This window comes from Ruminococcus flavefaciens ATCC 19208, assembly GCF_000518765.1.
Lineage (GTDB): Bacteria > Bacillota > Clostridia > Oscillospirales > Ruminococcaceae > Ruminococcus > Ruminococcus flavefaciens.
The window spans coordinates 148,354-171,896 of sequence record NZ_KI912491.1 but is presented as its reverse complement, the minus strand read 5'-3'; the positions used below and the strand labels follow the sequence as shown (position 1 = coordinate 171,896).

The window sequence follows — 23,543 nt, the reverse complement described above, 5'->3', positions numbered from 1 at the left end:
CTCTCATACGCCCACATCGCCGTTCATATCGGCATACAGGGCAATACCTTTCATCTCTTTCAGCTTTGCCGACTCTGTAAGGACTCCGCTTATATAGTCCCTCATTTCGGAATTGTTCTTGCATTTCATTATTATCCTGTAACGGTACTTACCGTTTATCCTGCCGTAAGAGCATCTCACAGGACCAAGTACGCGCACGGGAGTTTTCGGCTGAAGCTCCCTGAGCTTATCGTTCATAAGTCTCAGAACAGCGTCCGCGCCGTTTTTTACGGAAAAGTCCTCACCGCCTGCAAAGCAGAATATGCACATATCGCACAGCGGCGGAAATATCATTGCGCGGCGTATGGCTATCTCTTCATTGTAGAAGCCCTTATAGTCCTGCGCTGCCGCAAGGTTCATGATATAGTGCTCGGGAATGAAGGTCTGCAATATAGCTCGGCCCTTGCGCTCACCGCGACCGCCTCGCCCCACCACCTGAGTAATGAGTGAGAAGGTGCGCTCATAGCTTCGGAAATCCCCTGCATACAGAGCCTTATCCACCGACAATACGCCCACCAGCGTAACATCGGGGAAATCCAGTCCCTTGCCTATCATCTGAGTACCTATCATTATGTCATATTTTCCCTCACGGAATTCCTTGAAGCTTTTCTCATAGGAATAACGTGAAAATGTTGTATCAGCGTCCATGCGCAGTATACGCGCATTCGGAAAGAATGTGGAAAGCTCCTCTTCAAGCTTCTGTGTGCCGAAGCCCATATTTTTAAGGTGCTTCGAGCCGCAGGAAGGGCACTCCTCCACAGGGTCACTGACGTAGCCGCAGTAGTGGCACATCAGCTTGTTGTTTTTTTTGTGGTATGTCAGCGGTACCGAGCAATTCGGGCAATACAGCGGCTGATAACAGTCGCAGCAGCTTATGATAGTGTGATAGCCTCGCCTGTTGAGAAGCAGTATAGACTGCTCACCGTTTTTCAGATTAAGGCTTATCTCCTCCGCAAGTCTGCGGCTGAATTCCGTACGGTTGCCTGCCTCACGCTCAAGGTTCATATCAATGATACTCACCTCAGGCAAAGGCGAATTCTGATAACGCTCCTTCATTTCGAGAAGCCTGTATGCTCCTCTTTCGGCGAGGTAATAGCTCTCGATCGAAGGTGTAGCCGAAGCGAGCAGAAGTGCGGACTTATGATAAGCACATCGCTGCTTGGCGATATCATGTGTGGAATATCTGGGCGAACTGTCCGATTTATAGGAACGCTCACCCTCCTCATCTATAATGATGAGTCCGATATTGCTGAGCGGAGCAAATACCGCGCTTCTCGTACCAATTACGATATCCGCGTCGCCCCGTTTTATTCTCTTGTATTCGTCAAGTCTCTGTCCCAGTGACAGTCCGCTGTGTATAACAGCTACCCTCTCACCGAAAAGCGAACGGAATCGCTTCAGTATCTGTGGTGTGAGACCTATTTCGGGAATGAGCAGCATTGCCTGCCGTCCCATTTTTACAGTATCGTCTATGAGCTTCTCAAATACCGAGGTCTTGCCGCTTCCCGTTACACCGTGAAGCAGGAACACCGCAGGCTTTCTCTCAAAAAGCTGAGCAAGCACGGTATCGTGAGCCTTCTGCTGTTCATCTGAAAGGACTATATCCTGCGGACTTCTTTTCTCGTCCGTATCGCCCTCTACTCTTCTCAGCACCTCGGCTTCGTATTCCTCGGCTGCTCCGTTTGCGCAAAGACGCTTCACTACCGCATCGGTAACTCCGCACATATACGCAGCTTCCCTTACGGCAGCAGAGCCGAATTCTTCAAGAAAATCAGCTACCTTCTTCTGCTTGGGAGTAAGCTCGAAGCCCTCGGGAGCACTCATATACTTTTCTGTCAGGCGCACCATTCTAACTGCCGCATCGCCCACAGCCTGCCTGAAAACGTTGTCCGATTCCAGAGCGCCTGCGTCGCACAGCTCATCGGGAAGATGTCTGCCATTATCTATTATATGCTTCTCTATCAGCTCATTCAGCTCCTTGCTTCCTGCCGTACCCGAAAGTATTTCCAGAAGCTCGGCTGCCTCATTACTGAGAGAAGATATATCCGTGAAATTCTTAACAAGCCTGAACGTTTCTTTCGCGCTCACGCTCATTGCAGGCGGGAGCATGGCTTTTACTGCATCAAAATAAGTGCAGAAGGTATGCTCTCTTACGTACAGGGCAAGTCTGAGAAGCTCCTCCGAAATAACAGGTTCTTCGTCCACAAGTGACACAAGGGATTTCAGTCCCTTTTTATCCTCCTCGGAGAGCTTCATGACCACACCTATCCTGCGTTTGTTCCCCTTGCCGAAAGGTACAAGCACTCTGCAACCGCAGGCGATATCCGCTTTCAGCTTTTCGGGAACAGCATAGCTGAACAGCATATCAAATGAATAGGCTGTTCCGCTGACTGCGGTCTCCGCAATAAGGGGCATTACTCGTTGCTCTGTGGAACAGTGCTTACTATCTTGCACTTTCCGCTTGCAAGCTCCTCAACTGCTGTCTTTACAGGCTTCTCCTCAAGAGTCTCGCCGTTCTCGTAGAGTTCCTCTGTGATCTGTCTTGCACGCTTTGCAACAGCAATAACGAGTGAATAACAGCTCTCATTCTTTGTGATGATCTGATTTACTGCAGGTCTAAGCATTTTTAAGCACCTCTTCTATAATATCGCCCGAAAACTCTTTTTTAAGCTGCTCTCCGCGTATAACTGCGAAGAAGTCGCTTATTGCGTCCTCAAGGGCGTCATTGACAATGATGTAATCGTATTTCTCAGCCTGAGATATCTCCCATGCAGCCTTTGAAACACGCTCTTCTATGACCTCATCGGTCTCTGTGCCGCGCTTTTTGAGTCTGCGGCGGAGTTCACCTATTGAAGGCGGAACTATGAATATAAACAGTGCATCTGGACGCTTTTCGCGTATTTTCATTGCGCCCTGAGGCTCTATTTCAAGAATGACATTGAGTCCTTTTTCGAGTCTGCCGTCAACCTCGCTTGAAAGTGTACCGTAAAGGTTCTGGCAGTACTCGGCGTGTTCAATGAACTTGCCGTCAGCGATACGCTGTTCAAAGTCCTCGCGGGTAAGGAAGTGATAATTCACTCCGTCCTTTTCGCCCTCTCTGGGAGCTCTTGTAGTTGCCGAAACAGATACAGCAAAACGCTCGTCCTTCAGTATCTCCTCCAGCATTGTGCCTTTTCCGCAGCCCGACGGAGCGGAAAATACAATAAGTCTGCCTTTATTCATCGTCATCAGCTCCTCCTGAACCGTTTATTCTTGCAGCAAGAGTCTCGGTAATGAGTGATGAAAGGATAATATGACCGCTGTCCATTATCATTACGGCTCTTGTTTTTCTTCCGTAGGTAGCGTCAACAGCTCTGCCGTCATCGCGCGCCTCCTGAACGAGGCGTTTTATGGGAGCTGACTCGGGACTTACTATAGTAACTATCCTGTCAGCGGACACCATATTTCCGTAACCTATATTTATAAGCTTCATATTCTGTTACTCTACATTCTGGATCTGTTCACGTATCTTCTCGATCTCAGCCTTCATATCGACTACCACCTTGGTGATATTGAGATCCTGAGCTTTCGAGCCGATAGTATTTACCTCACGGTTCATTTCCTGCACGATGAAGTCAAGCTTTCTGCCGACTGCGTCATCGCCCGATACCATAGTCTCAAGCTGAGAGATATGGCTGCGGAGTCTTACAGTCTCCTCGTCAACGGCTATTTTCTCTGCGAAAACAGCAGCCTCTGTAAGAACTCGCTGATCGTCTATATCCTTGCCTTCAAGGACTTCGCTGAGCTTCTTGTAAAGTCTGTTTCTGTAGTTTTCAACGGTCTGCGGAGAAAGCTCCTCGACCTTTGATACCATTTTAAGTATGCCCTCAGCCTTTTCGATTATGTCGGCTTTAAGGCGTTCACCCTCTGTCTGACGCATTTCAACGAATTTGCTTATAGCCTCGGAAGCTACCTTTGAAACGTCGTCCCAGACCTGCTCCTCGTCATCGGGAGTTTTCTGTATATTGAATATATCAGGGAGCTTCATAAGCTTTGAAAGAGTGATATCGTCCTCAACACCAAGCTCGTCGGCAATGCTTCTGAGAGCATTCACATATCCCTCAGCCGCGCCCTTGTTAACAGCGATCTCGGTATCTTTGCCTTCGATGTTATTTATGGTTACGGATACTTCTACTTTACCGCGTGAAATGCTTGTTTTGAGCAGAGCCTTCAGCTTTTCATCTATGTAGCTGTAGGTTCTGGGAACTCTTGATGAATATTCGTAATATCTATGATTAACGGAGCGTACCTCAACAAGGATATCGCGTCCATTAAGGATCTGCTGCGCTCTTCCGTAGCCTGTCATACTTCTAAGCACCCTATCGCCTGCTTTCTTAGGAATATTTTTTCGCATAAATATGCTATTATAATATTATATCATTATTTGCATTAAAATGCAAGCATTTTTCTGAAAATATTGGGGATAGTCCATTTTATAAAAATAAAAAGCTGCACGGTAAAACCGTGCAGCTTTAAACTACTTAATTATAAATAATAATTACTTAGTTGGATCAAGTGAAGAGATCTTGTTGAGGAGGTAGTTCTGGATACGAACTGCGTCCTGAGTTGTGATGCCCTTGCTTGATGTATCAACGTCAGCGTTTGCCTTACCCTGTGCTGTGATAGCAGACTTATCTGTACCGCCCTCACCGTACTTGTTCGGGTTAGCAAGGCTCTGCATGATAAGAACGATATCAGACATATCTACATCGCCGTCGCAGTTTGCGTCGCCCCATACAGTAACTGTAGGAGTCTTATCAGAAACAGTTGTAGTAACTGTTGTAGTTGTAGTAGTTGTTGTTGTAGTTGTCGTCTGAGGTGTTGTGCTGCCAGGAATAATTGGCTCAACCTCAGGATAGAGAAGTGCCATTGTACCGTAAGCAACAGTAGCGTCACCAGCATGCCAGAATCTGTGATACTGGAACTGATAGTCGCCGCAGTCAACAACGCCGTCGCCGTTGTTATCTGTACCCTTGCCCTCGTAGTACTCCTTGCACTCCTGCCACATCTTATCCTTCTCGTAGCTCTTACGGATTGATGAGAATGTAGCGCCCGGCTCAAGCTTAGAACCATCAGGCATCTCGCCCTTATAGAAATCAGGGATATAAACCTTTTCTTCGTATACTCTCTTGAGGCTTGGGTTAGAATCAGTAAATGTGATACCGATCTCGTCACGTCCCTCATAGTACTGATATGAAAGGAGTCTGTTAGCAAGGTAAAGTGCCTTTTCAGCAACAGATGTGCCTTCCTTCTTTGCGAATGAAGGATCAACGCCCTTAGCCTTAGCATAGTACATAAGTGAGTTACAGAGTGAGGATACGCATCCTACGTCACCCTGACCATAGCCCTTGATCTCACAGTGGAGCTTCTGGTTGCCGTCCTCATTGTATGTACCTGTCCAAGTATCAGGTGTGCAAGTATAGTCTGTATCGCTTGAACCCCAGTCAAGAGTTGATGGGATAGCGTATGTATGCATATTACCGGACTCATCCTCGTAATCGAACTTAGTGTTCTTCTCGAACCACTCAACCCATCTTGTAAGGAGCTTGTCAAGAGCATCCTCAAGGCTGAGACCGCCGTATGTCTGGTTGGACTTGTCGCCGTTAGTTACTACATAGTAGTAAAGCTCAGCAAGACGCTGTGTTGACCATACCTGGTTACCGATCCAGTGGTTTGAACCTGGGTCAGCGTATACAGGATGTGGAACATAAGCCATCTTATAGAATGTAGCGTGACCTGAAGGATATGTCTCGTAACGACCTCTCCAGCTGTTTGTACAACCACCAGCGAAAGGACCGTCAACTGACTGGAGCCACTGATACATTTCGATCTGTCTCTTGAGAGACTCTGTATAGTCATCTGTTGCGCCCTTAGCCTTCATACCAGCATTGATAGATGAATCATAGAGAAGACCATAAGCAGCAAGTGGGTTCTGATAGAACTGATGTGAGTGTGAGCAGCCGATCTGCCAAGCCCAGCCGTAATCGCCGTAATCAGCAAAGAGAGCTCCGCCCCAAGCTGTATACCAGCCCATGAGGTAGTGCTGACCGCCGTTGCCTGTTACAGCAGAGCTTGTGAGTTTTGTATCCTCTGCGATCTTCTTGTAATACTTATCAAACATGTCGTTACGGCACTGGTCACCCATCTTACCTGCGAGAGCAGATACAGAAGAATCACCTGCGTTGTACTGGTTTGCAAAGTATACAGCGTGGATACAACGATCCTCAGCGTCAGGAGCGTTTGTGAATGAATACTGTGAAGGAACCTTGTTGTGACCGTTGAAGATAGCCTTGATACCGTTACCGTCATTGCCGTTCTTTGTTGTGTCACCCCAAAGGAGCTCTTCAAGACAAGGAGCAGGAACAGTCTCGAAACAAGACTCCTGTTCACCTCTCTGGAATGTATTGATAAATGTGAACTTGCCTTCGCCTGCTGTGCCCTTGCTGAATCCATACCAGTCATCAACGTCAGCGAGCCAGTTCATAAGGTAGTAACCTTCGTCACTGCTGTATGCAGACTTGAATGTCTCATAAAGTGGGTTAGCAGCCTTACCGCCTTCCTGCTTTGCAGGATAGTCACTTGGCTGATCGCACTCTTCTGATGAGTCAGCCTCAACCTTTGTCTGCTCCCAGAATGAACCGTAGTCGATATCAGATCTGCCATGAGCCTTTGACCAACCAGGGATCATAGCTTCCATTGTGTTCCAAGCCTTCTTGAGGTCGCCCTTAGAACCGCTGATAACGTTCTTTTCTGCAAGAACATCGTGCATAGCAGCCATCCATACAATGTATGACATAGCTTCTGAAGTTGTCTCGTGACCGTAGTCAGGAGCCTCAACGATAAATGTTTCAACTGAATGGTAAGGAATACCAAAGCCTGAACCATTTGTCTGTGAGCTGAGGTAGCCGTTCTTTACACCGTTTGTTACAACGTCATCATAGAGTGACGAGAACATCTCAGCATAAGTCTTTTCCTTTGCATAGCTGGAAATTTCAGCAGCTGAAGCAATTGAAGGAAGAACTGCGGTTGCGGACATTGCAGCTGCAAGAACGCCAGCTGCGAGAGCCTTATTCTTTTTGCTTATCATTTGTTTTTACCCCTCTCGTAATAGTATAGTGGTTAAAAAATGGATTACCCCCTAAGGTTCGCACTTTCGGGGGTGCATACGAAAATACTTCGTACACTGTGTGCATTTTCACGCAGACTGCACACAATTCTCAAACTATTTTCAAGATTATTATATTCTACAATTTAATTCGTGTCAACAGTTTACCTCGTTTTCACATTTGAGCAAAGTCAATTTTGTTGCAATGCACACAAAGGGAAAAGCTTTTTTGTACATTTTGTCTACCGCCGAAAAGGGCTGAAAAACCCGTATGCTAACTATCTGTTAATTAGTTGCATAATAAAACAAAACTTCTCAACATTCATCTTACCTACAATAAATTCTCACAAAATCCTCACACTTTCGCTATAAGATTTACCTGTCGAATTACGTGTACGGAGGCGGTGTCCGCCCCCTCCATTCTTTGAATTAACATTTTATTCATTTTTTATTCATCTTGTGTTAATATTATTCTGCGATAATATAGCAGTATGCTATGATGAGATAATAGCACCTGATTTTTGTTAAATTTGATTTATTGATCGGAAAGGAGCAGCTCATGATTAATATTGAAAATCTTACGAAGTATTACGGCAATAACCGTGCTGTAAATCATATAAGCTTTACAATAAATGATAATGAGATCCTCGGTTTTCTCGGACCTAACGGTGCGGGAAAATCAACAACCATGAACATGATCGCAGGCTATCTGCCCATGTCTGACGGTACTGTCACCATTTACGGTGCAGACATAACCAAAGACCCTCTAAAGGCAAAGCGTAATATCGGATATCTCCCCGAGATACCGCCTGTATACCCCGATATGAAGGTAAAGGAATATCTTTCCTTCTGTGCAGGTCTCAAAAGAGTTCCCAGAGGTGAGCGCAGCAAGGAGATCGAGCGCGTTATGGGACTTCTCAAAATCAAGGACGTTTCGGGCAAGCTTATCCGTAACCTTTCAAAGGGCTACAAGCAGCGTGTGGGATTCGCTCAGGCGCTTCTCGGCAATCCCAAGTTCCTTATCCTTGACGAGCCTACAGTCGGTCTCGACCCCAATCAGGTAGCAGAGGTACGTGCTATAATCAAGGATCTGAAAAAAGAGCACTCCGTCATTTTCAGCTCGCATATCCTCAGCGAGGTAAGTGCAGTATGTGACAGAGTCATCATTATAAATAAAGGCGATATCAGAGCTATCGACACTATCGAGAACCTTGAGAAGTCTATGGCTTCTACACTTGTCCTCCATATCAAGGTAAAGGGCGACAAGGACACAGCCGCTTCTGTAATAGGTATGACCAAGGGTGTCAAGGAGCTGAAGAAGATCGAAGACGAGGGCAGCAGCATCTATGCCTTTACCGTTGATCTTGAAGGCGATTCCGATACTGTAAGAGACGCTATTATGTCCGATTGTCTCAAAAACGGCGTAAGTATACTTGAAATGTATACCGACAAGCCTAACCTTGAAAACGTATTCATCGAGCTCATCAACCGCCCCGTAAAGAAAAACGGACTTCAGGAGCTGCTTGACGAGATACCCGATGAGTCTGAAAAAACTACTGAGAAAAAGGAGGAAGAGTAAGATGTTTCCTATTTATAAGAAGGAGCTGCAATCATTCTTCTACACTCCTTTCGCTTACGCTTTCGCAGCACTCTTCATGCTGCTGTTTTCACTGAGCTTTTCCAACGGAATCGCAAAGCTTGAAGGCTCTAACACATGGGCATTCTCCTTCACCGAGATGTTCTATTCGGTCATTCTCTACTTCATATTCCTTATACCTCTCCTCACCATGAGAACATTTGCTGACGAGCGCAAGAACGGTACGGAAGTCCTTCTGATGACATCACCTGTCAGCGTTCTGAAGATAGTTATCGCTAAATTCCTTGCAAACGTTACCGTATACCTCTTCATGCTCCTCGGAACTGCTTTCTTCCCGATCATAACAGCCATGAAGGGAGAGGTCATCGTCAGCCAGCTTATATGCGCTTACATCGGCATCTTCTTCTGGGGAACCATGTATATCGCAGTAGGTATGTTCATCTCATCCCTCACCGAGTCCCCTATCCTTGCAGCTATCATCGGTGAAGTAATCATGTTTGTGCTCCTGTTCATCGACGATTTTTCAAACACAGCATTCATCTCACAGTACCCCAAGGTACAGTCAGTTATATATTCATTTGCAGCACAGCCAAGATTTGCATACTTCTCAGAAGGCTTCATTCGTCTTTCGGATATGGTATTCTTCGCTTCTGTAATAATAGTTTTCCTCTCATGGACATATATGACCATTGAGAAGAGACGCTGGAACAGGGGGTAAGCCGATATGAAGAAGAAAAAGAATTACACCAATACTATCGCCCTCATTATGGCACTGCTCGTACTCGTTATCATCATACCGATAAACCTTATAGTAAGCTTTTACGATAAAGGCTTCGATATGACACCTTCAAAGAAGTACACCCTGAGCGACAAGACCAAACAGCTCATTGCAGATAATTCCGACAAGCACATTGATCTGTATTATCTTTCAAAGCTTTCATACTTCAATGAGGCTGAGGCTTCGGAATTCCTTCCGCTTTACCACACACTCACTCAGCTGGACGGATACGACAATATCGACCTTACCTGCTTTGACCCCAACGAAAATGCCGCTCTTGCAAAAGAGCTTGATCCCGAGGGCGTTCTCGACACAACAGAATGTGATATCTTCGTAAGATGCAACAATGTTGTAAAAAAGGTAAGCAGTGCAAAGATATTCCAGCAGTCATCAAGCGGTGAGAAGCAGTATGCAGGTGAAGAGCTTATCGCAGCAGCTATCTCTATCTGCTCAAGCGGCTCGCTCCCGACTGTATATTTCCTTACAGGTCACGGAGAGAAGTCAATTACCAACAGCTTCTCTATCTACGCAAATCAGATCAAGTCCAACGACTATGACGTTCAGGAGCTCGATCTCGATAAAGCAGGCGCTATCCCCGACAATGCAAAGATAATATACCTTGCAGGTCCTAAGGAAGATATTACAGATAAGGAGAAAGACCTTCTCAACGAGTATGCCGAAAACGGCGGCGCACTTTCCTTCCTCATAGACCCATGCGACACAAAGGGACGTTTCTACAATATAGAAGACGTAATGGAAAAATTCGGACTTATCCTCGACTATAACTACGTTACAGAATCTCTTCCCGCTAATATGCTTCAGGACAGAGACTCAAAGCAGAGTGAGAATTACTTCCGCGTTGAATATCCCGCCGGTTCAAGATACAACGACGAATTCACTCAGGATCTTACCTCTGATCTTAACGAGCTTATAAGTCAGGGCGCGTATATCGCAGGTATAGCAAACGCAAGAAGCCTTACAGAGATCCCTGAGGACAGCTTCCCCGGCGCAGCTTATACAGAGCGTTCATCTATAATCAAGAATGTTGCCGATGAATCAGGCAATTATTCAACTATCAGCAAGTCAATGGGCGGCGACGACGTCACTGCACAGCAGGCAGACGAGCTTCTCAGCAATATGGATCTTGATTTCGGCTATTACTCTTACAACAAGGTATCAGGCGGCAAAATGGTAGTTATCGGTACGACTGCTATCATCGACAATGATGTTATCGCACCTTCTTTAAGCGGTACCGAGATGCTCGCGCTTTTCAGCAACACATGGCTGTATGACAGCGACATCCAGTTCGGTGTCGGAAACAAATTCAACTCTTACGACCGCATGACATTCAAGGACAGCAAGGAAGCAACAAGCGTTATGGTAATCGTTTATGTTATCCCTGCACTCCTTGCTGTGATCGGAGTAGGCGTATGGCTTAAAAGGAGAAATTCCTGATGAAAAAACCTATTATCGCACTTGTAGTCCTTCTTTTAATTGCCTGCGGTTCTGTAATAGGATTCCTTGCAGTAAAAAACAATAAGGACAAGGAAAAAGAGCAGACAAAACAGGAGCTTGCAGATAATGTGCTCTTCAGCTTTGACCCGTACAGCCCCACAAAAATCGTTTTCTCAAAGGGCGATGAAGTTTATACCGCAGAGAAAACAGATGAAGAATGGGCGCTGACCAATGACGAGTTCAAGCTTGACCAGACCTATTTCCAGCTCGTATGCACATACCTTTCAGACCTTAAAGCTGATACCAATTACGGTGCTGTAACAGACGAAAAGCTCGCAATGTACGGACTTGATGATCCCGACAAAGTCGAGATCACCGTTCCATCGGGCACACATACGATATGTATAGGCAACGAAAGCCCTACAGGCGATTATTACTACGTTACCGTTGACGGCAAAAGCAATGTATATGCCGTTGACGCACAGCACGGAAGTGTACTCAAGCTCGACAGGCTCCTTCTCAAGAACAAGATGATAGTACCTTACTCACTCTATGATATCAAAGAGGTAACTACTTACAAGGACGGCAAGGTGCTCTGTGATCTTACACTTGATACAGACAGCCAGATATGGTCGCTCCCCAAAGAATATTCGGAGCTCGAACTTGACCAGACTGCGGTAACAGCCGCTCTCAACGACCTTGTACGTCTTGAAGCAGAGGAAATGCTTGACGAAAAACTCGATGACCTTTCAAAATACGGCTTTGACGATCCATACGGCGATATAGTCGTAAAGGGAATTGACGGCAATGAGCATCACCTCCTCATAAGTGCAAACGAAAATGATCCTACATACTGCTTCGTACTTGTTGATGACAAACAGGTAGAGCTTTATTACAAGGCAGACCTTACTATTGCACAGGCTCTCCCCTACGATTATCTTGTAAAGAACTACATTTCGGCAGACTCATATAATGTCAGCAGCTTTAAGTTCAGCTACATCGACAATAACGACACCTGCGAAGTTGATATCAAAAACATGGAATGCAAATACAACGGCAAGGACGTTGATTTCGATTCTACCGAGAATTATGTTGCTTTCAACAATTTCTTCAATTCTTTTGCGATACTTAAGCTCACAGGTACAGATGTCAGTGCAAAGCCCGAACTGAAAGATCCTGCAATGACCGCAGAGTACACCTTCAAGGAAGGCGGCACACTCAAGATTGACCTTGTAAAGGGAGAAGATTCACACTATTATGTATTCCGTGACGGAAAGTACATCGGTGCTTACGTTGACGAGGATATGCTCACAGGCAGAAATTCACTCAGCGAGTTCTATATCAAATTCAAAAAACTTGCAGGCATATAAATAAAAAAACAGCATCTTAAAAGATGCTGTTTTTTTATTTATAATATACATTATTTTTTCTGCGGCAGGCTATCTCGGCATATTTCCGCTTGGTAGCAAGTCCGCCGCGGATATGTCTTTCCTTTTTGTTTATTTCAAGTATATCCTTCACTTTGTCGTACAGCTCTGGGTCCTCCTGCCTCAGCCTTTCGCTGACATCTTTATGTACGGTGCTTTTCGAGATGCCGAAATTCTTTGCCGCACCGCGTACAGTAGTCCTGTTTTCGATAATATACCTTCCGAGCATGACCGCACGCTCTTCTGGCTGTGTTTTCAAACATATCACCTCTTTCTCTTGCATTTACTAATTTATATGTAAAAAGAAGAAATGTTATGAACTTTCAGTATATCTTGCCGTATGCTTTTTAGTGACGAATGTCACTGAGAAAGTGACGAATGACATCTTTAAAAAATTCATTTTATGCAGTATAATCATCTTAACAAAGGGAGAGAAAACAACTGCTGTTTTACGTTTTTAAGGAGATGATCATATGACTAAAAAGGGCAGCAACTTTATGTGGATTTGCTTTGGCGGTATAGGAATATATCTTATCCACTGCATATGCATTGCCGCAGAGGACGGGCTTCATGCACCTCTGTGGGATTATCTCGGACTTGGGTATGCTTCCGTATTTGGTGTTATACTGCTTCTTTCCGTATTCGGACTTATCGGTCTCGGACTTTCACATCGCATCAAAAAACGTAAAAGTACAGGCTTAAAGCCAATTTCAAAAAAATACACCATATCCTTTATAGTTTCATATGTACCGTATTTACTGCTGTTATTATACAGCCTTTATTGCAGTAAGTTCGGATTTACTTTCTTCACAACAACATACGGCTGGGAAGGCTTTTACAGCGCATTTGTTATAATGGGAATTGTATTCTGCGTTATCCCTGTTTTCCCGTTATGTTTTTTCTGGCAGATATTCTACATAGTCAAGTGGATACGCAACAGAAAAGCAGGATAAAAATTCTTATTTTATATACGTAAAACCCGCACCATATTATTTTCGTCCGTAAAATAGTGACAAATGTCACTATAAAAATAACAAAAAAGCCTTTAATTGTTCATATTTATAGTGTATAATCATATTATCAGCTTTTTCATTCATGATTTTTATGTTTGATTTGAGTTGTACTTTTCGCAAAAACATTCAAGAGAGATGGACCAAAAATCTTTATAACGGAGGTGACAAAAATTTTTTTATGCAGTGTTTCAGTGTAGGGGATGATGCTTGCATCATACTGGAACATTTTGAAGATGATTTGTTTTAGGGAGTGAGCATATGAATAAAAAAATTATGAAAGAAGCTTTATTAGCTACAATTCTGGATATTATCTTTATCATTTCAATTGTTCTGTTGAACGAAAAACATTGCGATATAATACTGATACTCAGCAATGTTGTTATTGGCTGCACTGTTAAAGCAGCAGGTTTCTGGAATGATCTTGTCGCTGATAACAGCTACACACACCTCGGCAAACGTTTTGCCGTAAGTGCACTTGCTCTGGGACTCTTTATAATTGCTGCTTTTATTATGATATGGGCAGGCGTAGGATTTGTCCTTTATGCAGGAGTAGGTCTGGTTTTAGTCTTTGCTTATGATTGGATCGCATATTATCTTTTCAAGTCTTATGCACATTCAAGAAAGAACAAAGAGATCAAAGCTTAAAATAACAGGCTTTATATCAGTGCTGCGGCGCTGAAAAAACAATGAAGGTATTATCATTGATATAATAACAAAGCTCCCCGATATGATGTCGGGGAGCTTTGCTATGTTAAAATATAAAAATATGTAAAGTGCACTTGACAAAAAATGTAAAGCGTGCTATACTATAATCATAGAAGAAGTAAAGTATACTTTACACCAAAGGGAGGTAATTTAATGTTCGGGGTAACAAAAGATTTTATAGATGCAGCAATGCCGTGGGTGGCATACAGTGTTGCAATTGCGTACTTCGCAGTTTGTAGTGATAGTGAAAAGAAAAAGGAGAAAGAGCATGAAAAATAAGATTCAGGAACTGCGCAAAGCCCGAAAGGTCACGCAGCAGGAGCTTGCGGACGCTCTCAGTGTCACGCGGCAGACTATCATATCACTGGAAAACGGAAAATACAACGCGTCCCTCACTCTTGCTCACAAGGCGGCGCAGTTTTTCGGAGTCACCATAGAGGAACTGTTCATATTCGAGGGAGAAGAAAATCTTTAAGGAGGATAACTATGGAAGAATTCAGAAGTAAGCTTAAAACAAGAATAATACTATGCAGTATCTTAACAGTTGTACTTGTTGTTGCGCTGATAACTCTTCAATCTTTGGAGCGCCGCGGAACCATTCATGGTGAAACAAATATCGGCTTCTTTGCAGGTGGTATTATAATACTGATAATGAATATCCTGCGTATGAAAAAAGCTCTCAAAGATGAGAAGTCATTTAAAGACTGGTATATCCGCAATACTGATGAGCGTGCAGTTGCCGTACAGCTCAGAGCTGCTAATTTTACATCGCTGTTTACAATTGTTCTTCTTGGCATTGCTACTATAGTATTTTCATACATCAACAACGTCGCCTATGCGGTCCTAGCAGCAGCATTAGGCATTTATATGTTTATTTATCTCGGCTCACTTATTTACTTTAATAAAAAAATGTAAAATAAAACTCCCCGATACCTGTGCGTATCGGGGAGTAATTTTCTATTCATATGTGCATAATTCACGTTAAACCGCCGTAAGCGAAAGCAGACTACCCGTTTTGCAGAGAGTAAGCGAGTTTACGAGCGTTAACGTGGACGGGTGCAGCGTCACGCTGCTTACTTCTCAGCGAGCTTTGTGAGGTACTCGTAACGATTAGCAGCAGTCTTCTCTGCCTTCTCGAAGAGCTCCTTAGCACGGTCTGGGAATGAACGTGTGAGTGCGCTGTAACGAGCCTCGTTCATGATGAAGTCCTGATAAGACTCTGTTGGAGCCTTAGAATCGAGCTGGAATGGGTTCTTGCCCTCAGCAGCCAGACGTGGATCATAACGGAAGTTGTTCCAGTAGCCGCACTTAACAGCCTTCTCCATCTCAGCCTGACAGTTAGTCATACCGCCCTTGATGGAGTGCATCTCACAAGGTGCATAGCCGATGATGAGTGATGGGCCCGGATAAGACTCAGCTTCCTTGATTGCCTTGAGAGTCTGGTTCATGTCAGCACCCATAGCGATCTGTGCAACATAGATGTAGCCATAGCTCATAGCGATATCAGCAAGGCGCTTCTTAGCGATTGCCTTACCTGCTGCTGCGAACTGTGCTACCTGACCGATGTTGGATGACTTGGAAGCCTGTCCGCCTGTATTTGAGTAAACCTCGGTATCGAATACCATGATGTTTACATCTTCGCCTGTAGCGAGAACGTGGTCAAGACCGCCGAAACCGATATCATAAGCCCAGCCGTCGCCGCCGAAGATCCATACTGACTTCTTGGAGAGGTAGTTCTTGTTAGCAAGGATATCTGCGCATTTATCGCACTTGTCAGCGCACTTCTCGAGCTCAGCAACGAGTGCAGCTGTTGCAGCTGTATTCTTTGCGCCGTCGTTTACTGTTGCGAGGTATTCATCAGCAGCTGCCTTAAACTCTGCAGATGCCTTGTCGCTTGCAGCAACTTCCTTGATTTCTTCAATGAGTCTTTCACGGATTGCCTTCTGGCCGAGATACATACCGAGACCATGCTCAGCGTTGTCCTCGAACAGTGAGTTTGCCCATGCAGGACCGTGGCCGTTTGCATCAACAGTGTATGGTGATGTTGCAGCAGGACCGCCCCAGATTGAAGAACATCCTGTTGCATTTGAGATATACATTCTTGAACCGAAGAGCTGAGTGATGAGTCTTGCATATGAAGTCTCAGCACAGCCTGCGCATGAACCTGAGAATTCAAGGAGTGGCTTCTTGTACTGGCTGGAGATAACAGTAGCGTCAGTTGCTACATCTGTCTTCTCTGTAACCTTAGCAACACAGTAATCGAATACTGCCTGCTGTGGCTCCTGTGACTCTCTTGGAACCATCTTGAGTGACTTAGTTGGGCAGACACCGATACATACGCCGCAGCCCATGCAGTCCATAGCGGAAACAGCGAGAGTGTACTTGTACTCGCTCTTTACGATCGGCTTAGGAGCGATCTTGATGTTCTCAGGAGCAGCAGCAACCTCAGCTTCTGTCAGAGCGAATGGACGGATAGTTGCGTGTGGGCAGACAAATGAACACTTGTTACACTTTGCACAAGTATCCTGATTCCACTCAGGAACCATAACAGCTACGCCGCGCTTCTCGTATGCGGAAGCACCCTGCTCGAATGTACCGTCAACGTGATCTGAGAATGCAGAAACAGGGAGAGTATCACCGAGCATCTTGCCTACAGGGTTCATGATGCCGTCAACCATCTTGACAAGCTTCTCTGGGCCCTCGAGCTTTGCAGGTGCTGAATTATCAACAGCATTTGCCCACTCAGCAGGAACATCTACCTTAACGTAAGCATTTGCGCCTGCGTCGATAGCCTTCTCGTTCATCTGAACGATCTCGATACCCTTCTTCATGAACTTCTGAGCCTTCTCCTTCATGTAGCCGATTGCCTCAGCCTCAGGAAGAACCTTTGAAAGTGAGAAGAATGCAGACTGGAGAATAGTATTTGTACGCTTGCCAAGACCGATCTCCTGTGCAAGGTCTATTGCGTTAACCAGATAGAGCTGGATATTGTTCTTTGCGATATACTGCTTTGTATCAGCTGTGAGGTGCTGATCGAGCTCCTCCGGCTTCCACTGGCAGTTGATAAGGAATACACCGCCGGGCTTTACGTCGTTGACCATCTTGTAGCCCTTGAGTATGTATGATGGATTATGACAGGCAACAAAGTCAGCCTTGTTGATGTAGTAAGGGCTCTTGATAGGCTTATCACCAAAACGAAGGTGTGAGATTGTGATACCGCCTGTCTTCTTTGAGTCATACTGGAAGTATGCCTGAACGTACTTGTCAGTGTGGTCACCGATGATCTTGATAGAGTCCTTGTTTGCGCCAACTGTACCGTCGCCGCCGAGACCCCAGAACTTGCACTCGATTGTACCCTCTGCTGCTGTGTTAGGAGCATCTTCCTCAGCGAGTGAAAGATTTGTAACATCGTCAACGATACCGAGTGTGAACTGTGGCTTAGGATCAGCCTTAGCGAGCTCTGCATATACAGCAAATACAGATGCAGGAGGAGTATCCTTAGAACCGAGACCGTAACGGCCGCCGATAACCTTGATACCGTTTCTGCCTGTAGCATTAAGAGCTGCTACTACATCGAGGTAGAGAGGCTCACCGAGAGAACCAGGCTCCTTTGTTCTGTCGAGTACAGCGATTGTCTTTACAGTTGCAGGGATTGCCTCAACGAGCTTCTCAGCAGAGAATGGACGGAACAGGCGAACCTTAACGATACCGACCTTCTCACCCTTCTTGTTGAGGTAGTCGATAACTTCTTCAGCAACGTCGCAGATAGAACCCATTGCAACGATAACGCGCTCTGCATCAGCAGCACCGTAGTAGTTGAAGAGCTTGTAGTCTGTGCCGAGCTTTGCGTTTACCTTGTTCATGTACTCCTCAACGATACCGGGAACAGCATTGTAGTAGGAGTTGCAAGCCTCACGGTGCTGGAAGAAGATATCTCCGTTTTCGTGAGAACCGCGCATTGTAGGATTCTCAGGATTAAGAGCACGGTCACGGAATGCCTTAACAGAATCCATATCGCACATTTCCTTGAGATCCTCGTAATCCCATACAGCGATCTTCTGGATCTCGTGAGATGTACGGAAACCGTCGAAGAAGTTGATGAAAGGAACACGGCTCTTGATGGAAGCGAGATGTGCAACAGCAGCAAGATCCATTACTTCCTGCGGGTTAGTCTCAGCGAGCATTGCAAAACCAGTCTGACGGCAAGCGTAAACGTCTGAGTGGTCGCCGAAAATGTTCAGTGCGTGTGAAGCAACGCAGCGTGCAGAAACATGGAAAACGCAAGGGAGCAGTTCACCGGCGATCTTGTACATATTTGGGATCATAAGGAGAAGTCCCTGAGAAGCAGTATATGTTGTGGTCAGAGCACCAGCGTTCAGAGAACCGTGAACAGTACCTGCTGCACCGGCCTCAGACTGCATCTCCTCAACCTTAACGGTCGTGCCGAAAATGTTCTTGACACCCTGAGCTGACCACTGATCAACATAGTCTGCCATAGGGCTGGAAGGTGTGATCGGATAAATACCGGCAACTTCCGTGAAAGCGTATGAAACATATGCAGCGGCGTTATTACCGTCCATTGTTTTCATTTTTCTTTTGATTGCCATAGGAATGACCTCCTAAAATAGTATTAAATTTAGGTTATAGGAATGTTTAACGGAACGAGCGTTAACCATGTATAACTACGCTATCTATTATACCACAAAACATTTTTTTTGTAAACACCTTTTTTTGCGCTTTGATACAAAGTTATCATGCGTATTTTGCGCAATTTGCCTATATTACATCGAATTGTCAGACTTTTGACAATCGGAATGCTGATAATTTGTACAAGTGTAAAGGTTTATAAAATGATATTGTAAAAAATGTTGTATAAGCTGTGACTAAAGTTGTGCACTTTAACAAAAGTTCAAGGATTTGCTTGACGGGAGAGCGTAAATAATGTATAATAACTATAGTGTTAAATAATTCTTAATTATTAACACTCGTTTTGTTGTCTCCTTTCTTTTGTTCTACACATATTTATTTTCATCTGTTTATCTAAGACAAGCAGGGCATATGCCCTGCTTATTTTTTTGCGCGGAGTCCGCGCTGCCTTGCTCCGCGGTATAGTTTTGTGAATTATGAGTTTACCGCCGCGAGTGGTAATATGTGGAATTGGTGTATCATCGCGTGATATGACGCTGCACCCTTTCCCCGCATTATAGCTTTGTGGAATTTGGGTTTACTGCCGCGAATGGTAATATGCGGAATTGGTGTATCATCGCGTTATATGACGCTGAACCCTTTCTCCGCATTATAGCTTTGTGAATTATGAGTTTGCCGCCGCGAGTGGTAATATGTGGAATTGATGTATCATCGCGTAATGTGATACTGTACCATTTTTCTGCAATAAAGTTTTAGGGGCTGTCGAAAACGCCAGCCCCTGCATCTACTACTCTCTACCTTACTATTTACTACTCACTCGCGGACTGCTACAGGCAGCCCCTACACATTGTTATTCGTAATTTGTCGGCGTGAGCCGACACCAATAATTATGAATTATGCATTATGAATTAAATAATATATCAGTCCGTATGCGGTCGCGGCTGAGCAGCCGAAGAGTATCACAGGTCCTGCTATGGTGAATATCTTTGTGCCTACGCCAAGTATGGGACCTTCAGACCTTGCCTCTATAGCGCATGAGCTTATTGCATTTGAAAAGCCCGTGATAGGTACAAGAGTGCCTGCGCCTGCATGTTTGGCAAGCTTTTCGTACCAACCAAGACCTGTGCATACAGAGCTTATCCCAACCAGTATAATGGAAGTCCATGTGCCTGACTCTGTACGGTCAAGACCGTATGCCTGAAGCAATGAAAGGATAATTTCTCCAAATGCGCATATTGCTCCGCCCACAAGAAATGCAAAGGTGATATTTATTTTAGAATTTGATTTGGGTGAAGCCTGCCGCGTCATATCGCTGTAAAGCTCGGGTGTTATTTTCATATTACCAGCTCCTTTTACGGTAGTATCTGCTTTTAAGCACAAAATATGCATAAAAAGCAGCGAAGCTGTAACACGAACGGCAAAGCTTACAATACCATTTCAGCCGCTCATTTATTATCTGTTATAAAGTCTGTTGAGTTTACGTATCTTTTTCGCCAGCTCAGGTGTGAAATCCGACTTGCTTGTACGGAACTGCCAGTTGCCGCCGAGAGTGGACGGAGTATTCATTCTGCCCTCTTTAGGACTGCCGAGGAAATCCTGTATCTGTGCAGCTGCGACCTGCGCAACACTTCCCCATGCAGCGCGTATAACTGCCGCAGGTATCTCCTTTTTCTTCTTGACGCATAGGTACTGCTTAGCGAATTTCAGCGACTTCTTGTCAAGAGTATCCACCCAGCCGATGAGAGTCTCGTTATCGTGAGTACCCGTATAAGCGAAATAATTTGTACTGCTGTAATTATGCGGCAGATACTCATTATCACCGCCGCTGAACCCGAACTGCAATACCTTCATTCCGGGGTAGCCGCATTTGTCCAGCATCTCTCTTACCTCAGGAGTAATAAAGCCCAAGTCCTCAGCTATTATATTAAGCTTGCCAAGCTTTTCCTCGGCAAGTCTGAAAAGCTCGTAATTCGGACCTTTTTCCCACTCTCCTACAGTAGCGTCCTCATTGCCGAAGGGAATGCTGTAATAGCTTTCAAATCCGCGAAAATGATCTATTCTAACAATGTCGTAGAGCTCCGAAGCCGCCTTTATACGATCTATCCACCACTCAAAGCCTGTCTTTTTGTGGTAGTCCCAGTTATAAAGCGGATTTCCCCACAACTGACCCAGCGGTGAGAAATCATCAGGCGGACAGCCTGCAACAGCTACAGGACGGCGCTTTCTGTCGAACTGGAAAAGCTTTGGTGTCGCCCACGCCTCAACGCTGTCCAAAGCGCAGTATATAGGAATATCTCCTATTATCTCAATACCGTTTGTATTTGCATATTTTTTCAGCTCGCTCCACTGTCTGTTGAACTCATACTGTATGAACTTATAGAAAGCGATGTCCTTTTTCAGTTCCTTTTTGGCAGCTGCAACAGCCTTTGGCTTATGCATGGAAATATCGCTGTCCCACTCATACCACGGTTTACCGTCATATCTGAACTTCAGAGCCATGAACAGTGCATATTCATCGAGCCATTTCTTGTTGGCATCGCAGAATTCCTTATACCCCACAGCTTTTGCAGGCTTGAACCTGTTGAACGCTATCCTCAGCACATCATAACAGTGGTCATATAAAAGGCTGTAGTCCACCTTGTCGGGATCACTTCCCCATTCAAATGAAGCGTACTCGTGATGCTCAAGAAGTCCGTCACCCTCAAGCACTTCAAAGTCTATAAAGTAAGGATTTCCTGCCTTTACCGAAAAAGACTGATACGGCGAATCGCCGTAGCTTGTAGGCGAAAGCGGAAGTATCTGCCAGCATTTCACTTCGGCAGACTTCAGAAAATCCACAAACTCAAAGGCAGCCTTTCCCATTTTACCTATACCGTAGTCCGACGGCAGACTTGAAATATGCATAAGTATACAGCTTTTTCTCATATTTATTCAACTCTCTTTCCGTATAAAAGGCCTGCAAAAACGCCATACTAAAACCAAAAGGAGTTGATACGTATGAAGCTTTCACAGCTGTTATTTTCATTTCTTATGGGCTTTTTCTGTTATAGTCTTATAGAAATAGTCATGCGCGGCTACACTCACTGGACAATGTCACTTACAGGCGGAACTGTACTTACAATACTCTATGTCATAAACAGCCGACGCACCATGACGCTTATACGAAGCTGTGTCATCGGTACAGTCATGATAACCGCCATTGAGCTTACCGTAGGGGTATTTGACAATGTTATTATGAACTGGAACGTATGGGATTACTCGGATATGCCCTTTAATTTTCTCGGACAGATATGCATACCCTTCTCACTTTTCTGGTTCGTACTGTGCATACCCGCAAACAGACTTTGCAAACGCATTAGGCATCAGTTTTGTAACAAAAAGGCTGTTCCGATAGCCTCAGAACAGCCCATGTGATCAATAGTTCTTATTAGAATCAGCATCGAAGAAATCGTTGCTGCTTTCTGTGTAGTAGTCGTTGGATTCAAGCGACATGAAATCGTCATCGTCGATATCAGGAAGTCTTGCACCGCATCGACCACAGAACTGAAAACGCTCATTGACCTCAGCGTCACACTTAGGACAAATCTTATATCCTCTTATGCCGTTAAGCTCATATCTCATTTTCTTGATTCTTCTGCGTCTTGTATCTATATCGTCGCAAAGCACTTTAAGAGCTGCGGGATCTTCGCCCTGATTTTTATAGTATTTTTTTCCGATATCAGTAAAGATCTCAACTATACGCTCCTCCTCATAAAGTATCTTTCTTTTGAGGTTACTGGCTTCTGAGATATTTTTCGCCTTTTCAGACACACCCCTGCTTGCATCGTTAAATTTATCGAGAATTCCCATCTTTAATCACTCCTGTTCAATATTTTCTCGTTAAATATTGCATTTTTATTATACAACAGCAACAGGAATTATGTCAAGTGTTTTCATAATAAATTTAAGTGCAGGCTTGTTTTTTGTGCAATACTCACATTTCGGCTATATCATTTTCGGTAAGCTGAATAATACCCGCTCTGTTAAGCGCTTCAGAAGCCTGAGCATTGTCATCAACACGGATAACGAAAGATACAGCCCTGTCTGAGGTACCGAGGAATGAGTACATATACTCAACATTAACATTGTCATTACCGAGCACATCAAGTACGCGGCTGAGCTGACCGGGAGAATCAGGTATGGATATCGCCAGCACCTCTGTTACATTTACCGCGTATGAAGCCGCTCTTAGAATATCCACTGTCTTTTCGGTATCATTGGCGATGAGCCTGATTATGCCGAAATCAGCAGTATCAGCAAGACTGAGAGCTCTGAGATTTATTCCGCTCTCCTTGATTATCCTCATGGCACCTGCTGCCTGATCGGGCTTATTATCTACAAAAACCGAGATCTGTCTTACATTTGACATATGATCTCCCTCCTTTGTGGTTGGTATTTTACTGCGTCAGCAGGAAGAATTATGCCTTTGGAAGATCCTCATACATAACGAGTACAGAATGCTCGTCAACGTACTCATTTACATGAGTCTGTGCATCATGACAAAGTCCTGAAGCAACGCTGTATTTGATATCGATGACCTTTACCCCCTGAATAAACTGATTGAGTTCATTCTCAAAAGCCGCAAATCTCTGATACTTCTCCTGCTCCGGCATATAATTTGTGGAAAATAATTTGATTTTCATAAATGAAACCTCCTTAAAATAAATGGAAATTTATATCACAGAAGCTTAACGCCCCT

The 23,543-nt window shown here is 44.7% G+C and carries 23 protein-coding genes; 10 read left to right on the top strand and 13 right to left on the bottom strand.

Features of this window, described 5'->3' with window-relative positions:
* Window positions 1–3 precede the first annotated feature (3 nt).
* From priA to L870_RS17785, 6 genes are all read right to left on the bottom strand, one after another.
* Window positions 4–2,454, bottom strand: coding sequence for a replication restart helicase PriA (priA, locus tag L870_RS0113705; RefSeq protein WP_037272402.1), 2,451 nt, complete (start codon window positions 2,452–2,454; stop codon window positions 4–6).
* The gene (rpoZ, locus tag L870_RS0113700) at window positions 2,454–2,663 is read right to left on the bottom strand and encodes a DNA-directed RNA polymerase subunit omega (protein ID WP_028518631.1); all 210 of its coding nucleotides are present in this window, start codon (window positions 2,661–2,663) and stop codon (window positions 2,454–2,456) included. Before rpoZ ends, priA begins: the two co-directional genes overlap by 1 nt.
* The gene (gmk, locus tag L870_RS0113695; RefSeq protein WP_037272399.1) at window positions 2,656–3,267 is read right to left on the bottom strand and encodes a guanylate kinase; all 612 of its coding nucleotides are present in this window, start codon (window positions 3,265–3,267) and stop codon (window positions 2,656–2,658) included. Before gmk ends, rpoZ begins: the two co-directional genes overlap by 8 nt.
* Complete coding sequence (locus L870_RS19650) at window positions 3,254–3,511, bottom strand: DUF370 domain-containing protein (RefSeq protein ID WP_028518629.1); 258 nt, start codon at window positions 3,509–3,511, stop codon at window positions 3,254–3,256. Before L870_RS19650 ends, gmk begins: the two co-directional genes overlap by 14 nt.
* A gap of 6 nt (window positions 3,512–3,517) precedes the next feature.
* The gene (locus L870_RS0113685; RefSeq protein ID WP_028518628.1) at window positions 3,518–4,396 is read right to left on the bottom strand and encodes a YicC/YloC family endoribonuclease; all 879 of its coding nucleotides are present in this window, start codon (window positions 4,394–4,396) and stop codon (window positions 3,518–3,520) included.
* Between the two features lie 180 nt (window positions 4,397–4,576).
* Window positions 4,577–7,165: a glycoside hydrolase family 48 protein gene (locus L870_RS17785; RefSeq protein ID WP_051411576.1), complete on the bottom strand. Its 2,589-nt coding sequence runs from the start codon at window positions 7,163–7,165 to the stop codon at window positions 4,577–4,579.
* Window positions 7,166–7,742: 577 nt separating this feature from the next.
* Here L870_RS17785 and L870_RS0113675 point away from each other — a divergent pair.
* From L870_RS0113675 to L870_RS0113660, 4 genes are read left to right on the top strand one after another with little or no spacing between them, the layout of a single operon-like run.
* Window positions 7,743–8,762 carry an ABC transporter ATP-binding protein gene (locus L870_RS0113675; RefSeq protein WP_028518627.1) on the top strand — a complete coding sequence of 340 codons (1,020 nt, stop codon included), beginning with the start codon at window positions 7,743–7,745 and terminating at the stop codon, window positions 8,760–8,762.
* 1 nt (window position 8,763) lies between these two features.
* A complete protein-coding gene (locus L870_RS0113670) occupies window positions 8,764–9,498 on the top strand; it encodes an ABC transporter permease (protein WP_028518626.1) in 735 nt (244 codons plus the stop codon).
* A 6-nt stretch (window positions 9,499–9,504) separates the two neighbouring features.
* On the top strand, window positions 9,505–11,013 hold the full coding sequence (locus L870_RS0113665; protein ID WP_028518625.1) for a Gldg family protein: 1,509 nt from the start codon (window positions 9,505–9,507) through the stop codon (window positions 11,011–11,013).
* Entirely contained in the window at window positions 11,013–12,383 is a 1,371-nt protein-coding gene (locus tag L870_RS0113660; protein ID WP_028518624.1) for a DUF4340 domain-containing protein, read from the top strand. Before L870_RS0113665 ends, L870_RS0113660 begins: the two co-directional genes overlap by 1 nt.
* Window positions 12,384–12,417: 34 nt before the next feature.
* On the opposite strand, the gene L870_RS17780 is transcribed toward L870_RS0113660, so the two are convergent.
* Window positions 12,418–12,699 carry a sporulation transcriptional regulator SpoIIID gene (locus L870_RS17780; protein ID WP_037272395.1) on the bottom strand — a complete coding sequence of 94 codons (282 nt, stop codon included), beginning with the start codon at window positions 12,697–12,699 and terminating at the stop codon, window positions 12,418–12,420.
* Window positions 12,700–12,913: 214 nt separating this feature from the next.
* On the opposite strand from L870_RS17780, the gene L870_RS0113650 reads away from it, so the two are divergent.
* From L870_RS0113650 to L870_RS0113630, 5 genes are all read left to right on the top strand, one after another.
* On the top strand, window positions 12,914–13,393 hold the full coding sequence (locus tag L870_RS0113650; protein WP_028518623.1) for a hypothetical protein: 480 nt from the start codon (window positions 12,914–12,916) through the stop codon (window positions 13,391–13,393).
* Between the two features lie 318 nt (window positions 13,394–13,711).
* The gene (locus L870_RS0113645; RefSeq protein ID WP_028518622.1) at window positions 13,712–14,098 is read left to right on the top strand and encodes a hypothetical protein; all 387 of its coding nucleotides are present in this window, start codon (window positions 13,712–13,714) and stop codon (window positions 14,096–14,098) included.
* Window positions 14,099–14,311: 213 nt separating this feature from the next.
* On the top strand, window positions 14,312–14,437 hold the full coding sequence (locus L870_RS20080) for a hypothetical protein (protein ID WP_278244615.1): 126 nt from the start codon (window positions 14,312–14,314) through the stop codon (window positions 14,435–14,437).
* Entirely contained in the window at window positions 14,427–14,633 is a 207-nt protein-coding gene (locus tag L870_RS0113635; protein WP_028516074.1) for a helix-turn-helix transcriptional regulator, read from the top strand. Before L870_RS20080 ends, L870_RS0113635 begins: the two co-directional genes overlap by 11 nt.
* Before the next feature lie 11 nt (window positions 14,634–14,644).
* Window positions 14,645–15,073: a DUF2178 domain-containing protein gene (locus L870_RS0113630; RefSeq protein WP_028518621.1), complete on the top strand. Its 429-nt coding sequence runs from the start codon at window positions 14,645–14,647 to the stop codon at window positions 15,071–15,073.
* Window positions 15,074–15,231: 158 nt separating this feature from the next.
* Here L870_RS0113630 and nifJ read toward each other — a convergent pair whose 3' ends face one another.
* The 3 genes from nifJ to malQ form a co-directional block, all read right to left on the bottom strand.
* The gene (nifJ, locus tag L870_RS0113625; RefSeq protein ID WP_028518620.1) at window positions 15,232–18,759 is read right to left on the bottom strand and encodes a pyruvate:ferredoxin (flavodoxin) oxidoreductase; all 3,528 of its coding nucleotides are present in this window, start codon (window positions 18,757–18,759) and stop codon (window positions 15,232–15,234) included.
* A 940-nt stretch (window positions 18,760–19,699) separates the two neighbouring features.
* Window positions 19,700–20,143, bottom strand: a complete 444-nt coding sequence (locus L870_RS0113620; protein ID WP_028518619.1) for a SpoVA/SpoVAEb family sporulation membrane protein — start codon at window positions 20,141–20,143, stop codon at window positions 19,700–19,702.
* Window positions 20,144–20,257: 114 nt separating this feature from the next.
* Window positions 20,258–21,730 (bottom strand): 4-alpha-glucanotransferase, encoded by a 1,473-nt coding sequence (gene malQ / locus L870_RS0113615; RefSeq protein ID WP_028518618.1) that lies wholly within the window; start codon window positions 21,728–21,730, stop codon window positions 20,258–20,260.
* A 72-nt stretch (window positions 21,731–21,802) separates the two neighbouring features.
* On the opposite strand from malQ, the gene L870_RS0113610 reads away from it, so the two are divergent.
* Window positions 21,803–22,219: a putative ABC transporter permease gene (locus tag L870_RS0113610; RefSeq protein ID WP_051411575.1), complete on the top strand. Its 417-nt coding sequence runs from the start codon at window positions 21,803–21,805 to the stop codon at window positions 22,217–22,219.
* Here L870_RS0113610 and L870_RS0113605 read toward each other — a convergent pair whose 3' ends face one another.
* The 3 genes from L870_RS0113605 to L870_RS0113595 all read right to left on the bottom strand — a co-directional run bounded on the left by L870_RS0113605 (window position 22,220) and on the right by L870_RS0113595 (window position 23,487).
* On the bottom strand, window positions 22,220–22,654 hold the full coding sequence (locus L870_RS0113605) for a zinc ribbon domain-containing protein (RefSeq protein ID WP_028518616.1): 435 nt from the start codon (window positions 22,652–22,654) through the stop codon (window positions 22,220–22,222).
* 124 nt (window positions 22,655–22,778) lie between these two features.
* Window positions 22,779–23,213 carry an amino acid-binding protein gene (locus L870_RS0113600; protein ID WP_028518615.1) on the bottom strand — a complete coding sequence of 145 codons (435 nt, stop codon included), beginning with the start codon at window positions 23,211–23,213 and terminating at the stop codon, window positions 22,779–22,781.
* A 49-nt stretch (window positions 23,214–23,262) separates the two neighbouring features.
* Window positions 23,263–23,487, bottom strand: coding sequence for a hypothetical protein (locus L870_RS0113595; protein ID WP_028518614.1), 225 nt, complete (start codon window positions 23,485–23,487; stop codon window positions 23,263–23,265).
* Window positions 23,488–23,543 lie beyond the last annotated feature (56 nt).

Coding starts and splice junctions, on each gene's coding strand:
- L870_RS0113645 (WP_028518622.1), top strand. CDS start 13,712: ATGAATAAAAAAATTATGAAAGAAGCTTTATTAGCTACAATTCTGGAT.
- L870_RS0113630 (WP_028518621.1), top strand. CDS start 14,645: ATGGAAGAATTCAGAAGTAAGCTTAAAACAAGAATAATACTATGCAGT.
- L870_RS0113610 (WP_051411575.1), top strand. CDS start 21,803: ATGAAGCTTTCACAGCTGTTATTTTCATTTCTTATGGGCTTTTTCTGT.
- L870_RS17785 (WP_051411576.1), bottom strand. CDS start 7,165: ATGATAAGCAAAAAGAATAAGGCTCTCGCAGCTGGCGTTCTTGCAGCT.
- L870_RS19650 (WP_028518629.1), bottom strand. CDS start 3,511: ATGAAGCTTATAAATATAGGTTACGGAAATATGGTGTCCGCTGACAGG.
- L870_RS0113660 (WP_028518624.1), top strand. CDS start 11,013: ATGAAAAAACCTATTATCGCACTTGTAGTCCTTCTTTTAATTGCCTGC.
- L870_RS0113665 (WP_028518625.1), top strand. CDS start 9,505: ATGAAGAAGAAAAAGAATTACACCAATACTATCGCCCTCATTATGGCA.
- L870_RS0113635 (WP_028516074.1), top strand. CDS start 14,427: ATGAAAAATAAGATTCAGGAACTGCGCAAAGCCCGAAAGGTCACGCAG.
- L870_RS0113675 (WP_028518627.1), top strand. CDS start 7,743: ATGATTAATATTGAAAATCTTACGAAGTATTACGGCAATAACCGTGCT.
- L870_RS0113600 (WP_028518615.1), bottom strand. CDS start 23,213: ATGTCAAATGTAAGACAGATCTCGGTTTTTGTAGATAATAAGCCCGAT.
- priA (WP_037272402.1), bottom strand. CDS start 2,454: ATGCCCCTTATTGCGGAGACCGCAGTCAGCGGAACAGCCTATTCATTT.
- gmk (WP_037272399.1), bottom strand. CDS start 3,267: ATGACGATGAATAAAGGCAGACTTATTGTATTTTCCGCTCCGTCGGGC.
- L870_RS20080 (WP_278244615.1), top strand. CDS start 14,312: ATGTTCGGGGTAACAAAAGATTTTATAGATGCAGCAATGCCGTGGGTG.
- L870_RS0113605 (WP_028518616.1), bottom strand. CDS start 22,654: ATGGGAATTCTCGATAAATTTAACGATGCAAGCAGGGGTGTGTCTGAA.
- L870_RS0113595 (WP_028518614.1), bottom strand. CDS start 23,487: ATGAAAATCAAATTATTTTCCACAAATTATATGCCGGAGCAGGAGAAG.
- L870_RS0113650 (WP_028518623.1), top strand. CDS start 12,914: ATGACTAAAAAGGGCAGCAACTTTATGTGGATTTGCTTTGGCGGTATA.
- malQ (WP_028518618.1), bottom strand. CDS start 21,730: ATGAGAAAAAGCTGTATACTTATGCATATTTCAAGTCTGCCGTCGGAC.
- L870_RS0113620 (WP_028518619.1), bottom strand. CDS start 20,143: ATGAAAATAACACCCGAGCTTTACAGCGATATGACGCGGCAGGCTTCA.
- L870_RS0113670 (WP_028518626.1), top strand. CDS start 8,764: ATGTTTCCTATTTATAAGAAGGAGCTGCAATCATTCTTCTACACTCCT.
- rpoZ (WP_028518631.1), bottom strand. CDS start 2,663: ATGCTTAGACCTGCAGTAAATCAGATCATCACAAAGAATGAGAGCTGT.